The organism is Staphylococcus sp. EG-SA-14 (assembly GCF_017151935.1).
Classification (GTDB): Bacteria; Bacillota; Bacilli; order Staphylococcales; family Staphylococcaceae; genus Staphylococcus; species Staphylococcus aureus.
In genome coordinates this window covers 1-1659 of the sequence record NZ_JACVZM010000041.1, presented here as the reverse complement: position 1 = coordinate 1659, position 1659 = coordinate 1, and the positions used below count along the sequence as shown (strand labels likewise).

Below are 1659 nucleotides of genomic sequence, written 5' to 3'. Positions count from 1 at the left end.
TTATTCCGCATCTTCTGAAGAAGATGTTCCGAATATATCCTTAGAAAGGAGGTGATCCAGCCGCACCTTCCGATACGGCTACCTTGTTACGACTTCACCCCAATCATTTGTCCCACCTTCGACGGCTAGCTCCTAAAAGGTTACTCCACCGGCTTCGGGTGTTACAAACTCTCGTGGTGTGACGGGCGGTGTGTACAAGACCCGGGAACGTATTCACCGTAGCATGCTGATCTACGATTACTAGCGATTCCAGCTTCATGTAGTCGAGTTGCAGACTACAATCCGAACTGAGAACAACTTTATGGGATTTGCTTGACCTCGCGGTTTCGCTGCCCTTTGTATTGTCCATTGTAGCACGTGTGTAGCCCAAATCATAAGGGGCATGATGATTTGACGTCATCCCCACCTTCCTCCGGTTTGTCACCGGCAGTCAACTTAGAGTGCCCAACTTAATGATGGCAACTAAGCTTAAGGGTTGCGCTCGTTGCGGGACTTAACCCAACATCTCACGACACGAGCTGACGACAACCATGCACCACCTGTCACTTTGTCCCCCGAAGGGGAAAGCTCTATCTCTAGAGTTGTCAAAGGATGTCAAGATTTGGTAAGGTTCTTCGCGTTGCTTCGAATTAAACCACATGCTCCACCGCTTGTGCGGGTCCCCGTCAATTCCTTTGAGTTTCAACCTTGCGGTCGTACTCCCCAGGCGGAGTGCTTAATGCGTTAGCTGCAGCACTAAGGGGCGGAAACCCCCTAACACTTAGCACTCATCGTTTACGGCGTGGACTACCAGGGTATCTAATCCTGTTTGATCCCCACGCTTTCGCACATCAGCGTCAGTTACAGACCAGAAAGTCGCCTTCGCCACTGGTGTTCCTCCATATCTCTGCGCATTTCACCGCTACACATGGAATTCCACTTTCCTCTTCTGCACTCAAGTTTTCCAGTTTCCAATGACCCTCCACGGTTGAGCCGTGGGCTTTCACATCAGACTTAAAAAACCGCCTACGCGCGCTTTACGCCCAATAATTCCGGATAACGCTTGCCACCTACGTATTACCGCGGCTGCTGGCACGTAGTTAGCCGTGGCTTTCTGATTAGGTACCGTCAAGATGTGCACAGTTACTTACACATATGTTCTTCCCTAATAACAGAGTTTTACGATCCGAAGACCTTCATCACTCACGCGGCGTTGCTCCGTCAGGCTTTCGCCCATTGCGGAAGATTCCCTACTGCTGCCTCCCGTAGGAGTCTGGACCGTGTCTCAGTTCCAGTGTGGCCGATCACCCTCTCAGGTCGGCTATGCATCGTTGCCTTGGTAAGCCGTTACCTTACCAACTAGCTAATGCAGCGCGGATCCATCTATAAGTGACAGCAAGACCGTCTTTCACTTTTGAACCATGCGGTTCAAAATATTATCCGGTATTAGCTCCGGTTTCCCGAAGTTATCCCAGTCTTATAGGTAGGTTATCCACGTGTTACTCACCCGTCCGCCGCTAACATCAGAGAAGCAAGCTTCTCGTCCGTTCGCTCGACTTGCATGTATTAGGCACGCCGCCAGCGTTCATCCTGAGCCAGGATCAAACTCTCCATAAAAATTATGATGTTTGATTAGCTCATAAATACTAAATAATGTTTGTAACTTATAGTTACGTTTTT

The 1659-nt window shown here is 49.5% G+C and carries 1 rRNA gene; it reads right to left on the bottom strand.

The annotated features are described in order from the left end of the window. Positions 1-44: 44 nt before the first annotated feature. Positions 45-1596, bottom strand: a 16S ribosomal RNA gene (locus IDG63_RS14025). Positions 1597-1659: the final 63 nt, after the last annotated feature.